The organism is Mycobacterium sp. E787, from assembly GCF_001668725.1.
Classification (GTDB): Bacteria; Actinomycetota; Actinomycetes; order Mycobacteriales; family Mycobacteriaceae; genus Mycobacterium.
The window spans coordinates 1-8,746 of the sequence record NZ_LZKL01000010.1 but is presented as its reverse complement, the minus strand read 5'-3'; the positions used below and the strand labels follow the sequence as shown (position 1 = coordinate 8,746).

The 8,746-nt window shown below is 70.4% G+C and carries 2 protein-coding genes; both read left to right on the top strand.

All coding sequences use genetic code 11. From position 1 onward, the window contains the following. On the top strand, positions 1-980 hold a 980-nt coding region (locus A5705_RS29090; RefSeq protein WP_369829581.1), incomplete at its 5' end, for a condensation domain-containing protein. Between the two features lie 10 nt (positions 981-990). Then, positions 991-8,746: non-ribosomal peptide synthetase (locus tag A5705_RS00585; protein WP_197521221.1), on the top strand; the 7,756-nt coding region annotated here is incomplete at its 3' end.

Sequence of the window (8,746 nt, the reverse complement as noted above, 5' to 3'; positions counted from 1 at the left end):
GTGGGCAGCAGGTGGTGTTGCCGGCGCCGGGGACGTCGTTCGCCCGGTGGGCGTCGCTGCTGGGTGAGTACGCGCACCGCCACGAGGTGGTGCAGCTGGCGCAGGCCTGGCGGCAGATCGCGGCGCTGCCCACCGCGCTGCCCGCGGTGCAACCTGCGATGGATACCTACGTGAGCGCCGGCAAACACTTCGCGCAGTTGGATGTCGAGACGAGCCGGATGCTGCTCGGCGAGGTGCCGGCGGCGTTTCACGCCGGCATACACGAGATCTTGTTGATCGCGTTCGCCTTGGCCTGCGCCGAGTTTCTGGGGACCGGTGCCGCACCGATCGTCATCGACGTGGAAGGGCATGGGCGCCAGGAGGAGCTGGCCGCGTCGGGGGAGCATGTCGACCTGTCGCGCACGGTGGGCTGGTTCACCACCAAGTATCCGGTGGCCATCACGGCGGGCGGGCTGTCGTGGGCTGACGTGGCGGCCGGCGACCCTCGGCTGGGCGCTGTTATCAAGGACGCCAAAGAACAGCTGCGCGCGCTGCCGGATGGCCTGACCTACGGCGTGCTGCGCTACCTGAACGGCGAGACCGACCTGGACGGCTCCGATCCGCCGATCGGGTTCAACTATCTCGGGCGGCTGAGCGCCGGAACCGAGGTGTCCGACGACGTATGGGGAATTTGCGAGGACGGCTTGTCGCTGATCGACGCCAGCGCAAGGTTGCCCATGCCGCTGGCGCACACCGTGGAGCTCAACGCCAGCACGGTGGAGGCCGCCGCGGGCCCCTACCTGCACGCCGGCTGGACGTGGGCGCCCTCGGCCCTGGATCACGCGCAGGTCTCCCGGCTGAGCCGATTGTGGTTTGAGGCGCTGGCCGGCATCTGCGCGCATGTGCGCGGTGGTGGGGGCGGGTTGACGCCCTCCGATATCGCTGCCGGTCTCAGCCAGCAGCAGATCGACGAACTCCAGCGGCAATATGCGGATAGCTGACGTTTTACCGTTGACGCCCCTGCAGCAGGGGCTGTGGTTTCATGCGCTGACCGACCAGAGCGGCGACGATGTCTATGCGGTGCAGCTGGAGATCGTGTTGCGCGGCCGGCTGGATCAGCATCGCCTGCGCGAGGCGGTGCACACGGTGGTGAGCCGCCATCCCCACCTCGCGGCCCGCTTCTCCGACAAGTTCGACCAGCCGGTGCAGATCATCCCGGCCGATCCCGTGGTGCCCTGGCGGTATGTCGACCTCAGCGGCGCCGGGCCGGACCTCGACGAGCAGATCCAGCAGATCTGCGCCGCGGAACGCGCCGCCGTCTGCGATCTCAACCACCAGCCGGCCTTCCGGGCCGCACTCATCGGTACCGCGGAAGACCAGCACCGTCTGGTGTTGACGAACCATCACATCGTGCTTGACGGCTGGTCGCTCCCGATCCTCCTGGGGGAGATATTCGCCAGCTACCACCGGCAGTGGCTGCCCGCGGCGAGGCCGTATCGCAGCTTCGTGAGCTGGCTGACCGGCCGTGACCTCGATGCCGCCCGCGCGGCCTGGCGCGAGGTGCTCGCCGGTTTCGACACGCCCTCCTTGGTCGGCCCACCGGGCAGAGTCGGCCCCGGGCCCCGGGGGGTTGCGTCGTTCCGGGTGCCCGAGCAGACGACTCGGGCGCTCAGCGACCTGGCGCGCTCCCACCACACCACCGTCAGCACCGTCCTGCAGGCCGCCTGGGCCCAGCTGCTGACGCGGCTGACCGGCCGGAATGACGTCGCATTCGGCACGACCGTTTCGGGCAGGCCGGCGGAGGTGCCCGGCGCCGACTCGATGGTGGGCCTGTTCATCAACACCGTGCCGGTGCGCGCCCGCATCACCGCGGCCACGACCACCGCCGACCTGCTCGACCAGCTGCAAAGCGCCCACAACCACACGCTCGACCACCAGCACCTGGCGCTCAGCGAAATTCACCGCATCACCGGCCAGGACAACCTGTTCGACACCTTCTTCGTCTACGAGAACTACCCGCTCGACGCCGCCGCCCTGCCGGGCGCCGAGGACTTGGCCGTCACCGACTTCATCCACCGCGAATACAACCACTACCCGCTCGCCATCCAGGCCCTGCCGGACACCGAGCTGGGACTTCGCGTCGAATTCGACACCGGCGTGTTCGACGCGGGCGCCGTCGAAACCCTCGTCGAGCGATTCAAGCGGGTGCTGGTCGCCATGACCACCGATCCGGATCGGCGGTTGTCGTCGATGGATGTCCTCGACGCCGGCGAGCACGCGCAGCTGGAGGGGTGGGGCAACCGGGCGGGGTTGACCCAGCCGGTCGGTGTGCCGGTCTCGATTCCGGTCGTGTTCGGTGCGCAGGTCGCGCGCACGCCGGAGGCCGTCGCGATCAGCGCCGGGGACCGGTCGTGGACCTACCGGGAGGTCAAGGGCGCGGCCAACCGGTTGGCCCACGTGCTGGCCGCCCGGGGTGTTGGTCCGGGACAGCGGGTGGCGTTGCTGTTGCCGCGGTCGGCCGAGGCGGTCGTCGCGATGCTGGCGGTGCTGAAGACGGGGGCGGCCTACGTGCCGATCGACCCGGCGGTGCCGGCAGCCCGGATGGAGTTCGTGCTCGGTGACGCCGCGCCGGTCGCCGCGATCACGACCGCCGCCCTGGCCGATCGGCTGGACGGGCGCGACCTGGCGGTCATCGATATCAACGACCCGGCCGTCGACAGCCAGCCCAGCACCCCGCTGCCGCCGCCGCACCCGGACGACATCGCCTACCTCATCTACACCTCTGGTACTACCGGGACCCCCAAGGGCGTGGCGATTCCGCACCGCAACGTCACCAGGCTGCTGGAGACGCTCGACGCCGACTTGGAACTGGCGGGGCAGGTGTGGTCGCAGTGCCACTCGCTGGCGTTCGACTTCTCGGTGTGGGAGATCTGGGGGGCGCTGCTCTACGGCGGACGGGTCGTCGTGGTGCCCGATGCGGTGGTGCGCTCACCGGAGGATCTGCACGCGGTGCTGGTGGGCGAAGAGGTCACCGTGTTGAGCCAGACCCCGTCGGCCTTCTATGCGCTGCAGACCGCCGATGCGGCACAAGCCGAGCTGGAGCCCCGGCTGAAGCTCGAGGCGGTGGTGTTCGGCGGGGAGGCGCTCGAGCCGCAGCGGCTGCGGTCGTGGCTGGACAACCATCCGGGATTGCCGCGGTTGATCAACATGTATGGCATCACCGAGACGACGGTGCACGCGTCGTTTCGCGAGATCGTGGCCGGCGACGTGGACGGCACGGTCAGTCCCATCGGGGTGCCGTTGGCCCACCTCGGTTTCTTCGTGCTGGACGGGTGGTTGCAGCCGGTGCCGGCCGGTGTGGTGGGGGAGTTGTATGTGGCCGGAGCCGGCGTGGCGTATGGGTATGTGGGCCGCGCGGGGCTGACGGGGACGCGGTTTGTGGCGTGTCCGTTCGGTCAGCCCGGGGCGCGCATGTACCGGACCGGGGACCTGGTGTGCTGGGGTGCCGACGGGCAGTTGCGCTACCTGGGTCGGGCCGATCAGCAGGTCAAGATCCGCGGATATCGCATCGAGCTCGGTGAGATCCAGGCGGCGCTGGCCGGGCTGGACGGGGTGGCGCAGGCGGCGGTGATCGCCCGCGAGGACCGCCCCGGCGACAAACGCCTGGTGGGTTATGTCGTCGGCGCGGTCGATCCGGCCGCCGCGCGCGCTGCCCTGGGTGAGCGGCTCCCCGAGTACATGGTGCCGTCCGCCGTGGTGGTGATGGAGGCGCTGCCGCTGACGGTCAACGGCAAACTCGACACCCGCGCCCTGCCGGTACCCGAATACCAGGATGGCGGCCGCTACCGCGCGCCGGCCACCGCGGTCGAGGAGCTGTTGGCCGGCATCTACGCGCAGGTCCTCGACATTCAGCCGCCGCAGCTCGTCGGGGTGGACGACTCGTTCTTCGACCTGGGTGGGGACTCGCTGTCGGCGGTGCGCCTGATCGCCGCGGTCAACGCCGGCCTGGATGCCGGCCTCTCGGTGCGCACGCTGTTCGAGGCGCCGACGGTCGCCCAGTTGGCGCCACGCATCGGCGGGGACGAGGCGCGGCTGGAGCCCCTGGTACCTTTCGCGGCCGGCGAGCGGCCCGCGGTCGTTCCATTGTCGTTTGCCCAGAGCCGGTTGTGGTTCATCGACCAATTCCAAGGCCCCTCAACGATTTACAACATGGCGGTGGCCTTGCGGCTGAGCGGGCGGCTGGATGCGGACGCGTTGGGCGCGGCGCTGGCCGACGTGGTGGCCCGGCAGGAGAGCCTGCGCACGTTGTTCACCGCTCACGACGGTGTACCCCGCCAGGTGGTCGTGCCGGCCGAGCGGGCCGACTTCGCCTGGGCCGTCGTTGACGCCGCCGGGTGGCCGGAAGGGCAACTCGCCGACGAGTTCGACACCGTGGCGAGCCACCAGTTCGACCTCGCCGCCGAGATCCCCCTGCGCGCAAAGCTTTTCCGCATCTCCGACGACGAACACGTCCTGGTGGCCGTGGTGCACCACATCGCCGCCGACGGCTCATCGATCACCCCGCTGGTGCGCGACCTCGGGGTGGCTTACGCCAGCCGGAGCGCTGGGCAGGCCCCCGGCTGGGCCGACCTGGCGGTGCAGTATGCCGATTACACGCTGTGGCAGCGCGCGCAGCTGGGTGAGCTCGGTGACAGCGGCAGCCGCATCGCCGGGCAGTTGGCCTACTGGCAAGAGGCGCTGGCCGGGATGCCCGAACATTTGCAGCTGCCCACCGACCGTCCTTACCCGCCGGTCGCGGATTACCGCGGCGCCACCGTGCCGGTGGAGTGGCCGGCCGAGTTGCAGCAGCAAGTCGCCCGGGTCGCGCGCGAACACAACGCGACCAGCTTCATGGTGATGGAGGCCGCCCTGGCGGTGTTGCTGGCCAAGCTCAGCGCGAGTTCCGATGTGTCCGTGGGATTCCCGATCGCCGGGCGCCGGGACCCCGCGCTGGACGACGTGGTGGGCTTTTTCGTCAACACCTTGGTATTGCGGGTCGATCTGGCCGGTAACCCCAGCGTTGCCGAACTGCTGGCTCAGGTGCGGGCGCGCAGCCTGGCCGCATACGAGCACCAAGACGTGCCGTTCGAGGTGCTGGTGGAACGGCTCAACCCGACCCGAAGCCTGACCCATCACCCGCTGGTCCAGGTGATGCTGGCCTGGCAGAACTGGCAATCCCACAACGACCCCGCCGCCGGGTTGACCCTGGGCGATCTGCACATCACGCCGGTCCCGCTCGACAGCCGGACCGCCCGCACGGATCTGGCGTTCACGCTGGGCGAATCCTGGACCGACGCCGGTGAGCCCGCCGGCATCGCTGGAGCGGTGGAGTTCCGCACCGACGTGTTCGACGCCGCCAGCATCGAAATCCTGATCGACCGATTCAAGCGGGTTTTGGTCGCCATGACCGCGGACCCGGGGCAACGGCTGTCGTCGATCGATGTGCTCGATGTCGCCGAGCACACCCGCCTCGACGAGGTGGGCAACCGCGCGGTGCTGACCCGGCCCGCACCGGCAGCGGTGTCCGTTCCGGTGCTGCTGGCGGCGCAGGTGGCCCACGCCCCGCAGGCGGTCGCGCTGACCGCCGGGGACCGGTCGATGACCTACCGCGAACTCGACGAGGCGGCTAACCGGTTGGCGCACTTGCTGTCTGGCTACGGGGTAGGGCCGGGCGCATGTGTGGCCCTGCTGTTCGAGCGCTCGGCCCAGGCCGTCGTCGCCATGCTGGCGGTGCTGAAAACCGGGGCGGCCTACCTGGCGATCGATCCCGCGCTGCCGGAGGCGCGGCTCGGGTTCATGCTGACCGACGCCGCGCCGATGGCCGTGGTCACCACGGCGGCCCTGCGGTCGCGCCTGGACGGGCGAGGTCTGCCGGTCATCGACGTCGACGACCCCGCCGTGGCAACCCAGCCCGTCACCGCGCCACCGGCGCCTTCCCCCGACGGCATCGCCTACCTCATCTACACCTCCGGGACCACCGGAACACCCAAAGGCGTGGCCGTCACCCACCGCAATCTGGCGCACCTGGCGGAGTCGTCGCCCGTCGACCTGCCGGCGGCGCAGGTGTGGACGCAGTGCCACTCGTACGCTTTCGACTTCTCGGTGTGGGAGATCTGGGCCGCGCTGCTGGGCGGCGGCCGCCTGGTGGTGGTGCCCGACGCGGTCGTCGGGTCACCGGACGATTTCCACGACCTACTCGTCAGGGAACGGGTCAACGTGCTGACCCAGACGCCGTCGGCGGTGACCGCGCTGCGTCCGCAGGGACTGGAGTCGGTGGCGGTGCTGCTCGGTGGCGAGGCGTGCCCGGCCGAGGTGGTGGATCAATGGGCGCCGGGGCGGGTGGTGATCAACGCCTACGGCCCGACCGAGGCCACGGTGTATGCCTCGATGAGTGCGCCGCTGTCACCCGGCACCGGGGCGGCGCCGATCGGGTCGCCGGTGTCGACCGCGGCGGTGTTCGTTCTCGACGAGTGGCTGCGTCCGGTGCCGGCCGGCGTGGTCGGCGAGCTGTACGTGACCGGACGCGGTGTGACCGTCGGATATGTCGGCCGGGCCGGCCTGACCGCGGCCCGGTTTGTGGCCTCCCCGTTCGGCCAGCCCGGGACACGCATGTACCGCACCGGGGACCTGGTGCGGTGGCGCCCGGATGGGCAGCTGCAATATCTGGGGCGGGCCGACGAGCAGGTCAAGATCCGCGGGTATCGCATCGAGCTCGGCGAGGTCCAGGCCGCACTGGCCGGGCTCGACGGGGTCGAACAGGCGGTGGTGATCGCCCGCGAGGACCGCCCCGGCGACAAGCGTCTGGTCGGCTACGTCACCGGGACCGCCGAACCCGCCGCGGCGCGCGCCGCACTGGCCGAACGACTGCCGGCCTACATGGTGCCGACCGCGGTGGTGGGGCTGGCGGCGCTGCCGCTGACGGTCAGCGGCAAACTCGACCAACGCGCCCTGCCGGCGCCGGAGTACCAGGACACCGGTCGTTACCGCGCCCCGGCCACCCTGACCGAGGAGATCCTGGCCGGCATCTACGCCCAGGTGCTCGGTGTGGAACGCGTCGGCGTCGATGACTCGTTCTTCGACCTCGGCGGCGATTCCCTGTCGGCGATGCGCCTGATCGCCGCGGTCAACAACGCCCTGGATGCGGGCCTGTCGGTGCGGGTGGTGTTCGAGGCTCCCACGGTGGCTCAGTTGGCGCCACGTATCGCCGCTTCGGGCGGCCGGCTGGAACCGTTGCGGGCCGTCGAGCGACCCGCGGTGATTCCGTTGTCGTTTGCCCAGAACCGGTTGTGGTTCATCGACCAGTTGCAGGGCCCGTCGCCGGTGTACAACCTGGCGGTGGCGCTGCAACTGCGCGGACCGCTGGATGTGGACGCGCTGGGCGCGGCGCTGTCCGATGTGGTGGGCCGCCACGAAAGCCTGCGCACGCTCTTCGCCGCCCCCGACGGAATACCGCAACAGCTGGTGGTGGCCGCCGACCGCGCCGACTTCGGTTGGGCCGTCGTCGATGCCACCGCATGGCCGTCCGACCGGCTGCAGCAGGCCGTCGACGAGACCGCGCGCCACACCTTCGATCTGGCGGCCGAGATCCCCTTGCGGGCGAGGGTTTTCCGCGTCGCCGACGACGAACACGTGCTGGTCGCCGTGGTGCATCACATCGCCGCCGACGGCTTGTCGATCCCGCCGCTGGTGCGCGACATGGCCGTGGCCTACGCCGGCCGGCGCCTGGGGCAGGCCCCCGACTGGGCACCGTTGCCGGTGCAGTATGTCGATTACACGCTGTGGCAGCGCGCGCAGTTCGGCGAACTCACCGATCGCGAGAGTCCCATCGCCGCGCAGCTCGCGTACTGGGAGGAGACCCTGGCGGGGATGCCCGAGCGGCTGGGGCTTCCCACCGACCGGCCGTACCCGCCGGTGGCCGATCAACGCGGCGCCAGCGTGCCGGTGGAGTGGCCCGCCGAGTTGCAGCGCCAGGTTGTCCGGGTGGCCCGCGAGCACAATTCGACCAGTTTCATGGTGATGCAGGCCGCCCTGGCGGTGCTGCTGGCCAAGCTCAGCGCGAGTTCCGATGTGGCCGTGGGCTTCCCGATCGGCGGGCGGCGCGACCCCGCCCTCGACGAGTTGGTCGGGTTCTTCGTCAACACGCTGGTGTTGCGCGTTGACGTGGCCGGCGATCCCAGTGTCGCCGAACTGCTGGCTCAGGTGCGGGCCCGCAGCCTGGCCGCCTACGAGCACCAAGACGTGCCCTTCGAGGTGGTGGTCGAACGGCTGAACCCCACGCGCTCGCTCACTCATCACCCGCTGGTCCAGGTGATGCTGGCCTGGCGCACCCTGCACGGCAGCACCGGCGACGCCGCGTTTGCGCTGGGCGACCTCGAGCTCACGCAGCTGCCGGTGGACACGGGCACGGCCCGGATGGATCTGGCGCTGGCCCTCGAAGAGTACTGGGACGACGACGGTGAACCGGCCGGCATCGGCGGGGCGGTCGAGTTCCGCACCGACGTCTTCGACGCCGTCAGCATCGAAACCCTGATCCAGCGTTTGCAGCGGGTGTTGGTCGCGATGAGCGACGACCCGACCCGGCGGCTGTCGTCGATCGGCGTGCTCGACGACGTTGAGCGCGCCCGGCTGGCCGGCTGGGGTAATCGGGCGGCGTTGACCCAGTCGTTGACGGCGTCGGCGGCGATTCCGGCGGTGTTCGCCGCGCAGGTGGCGCGGGTGCCCGATGCCG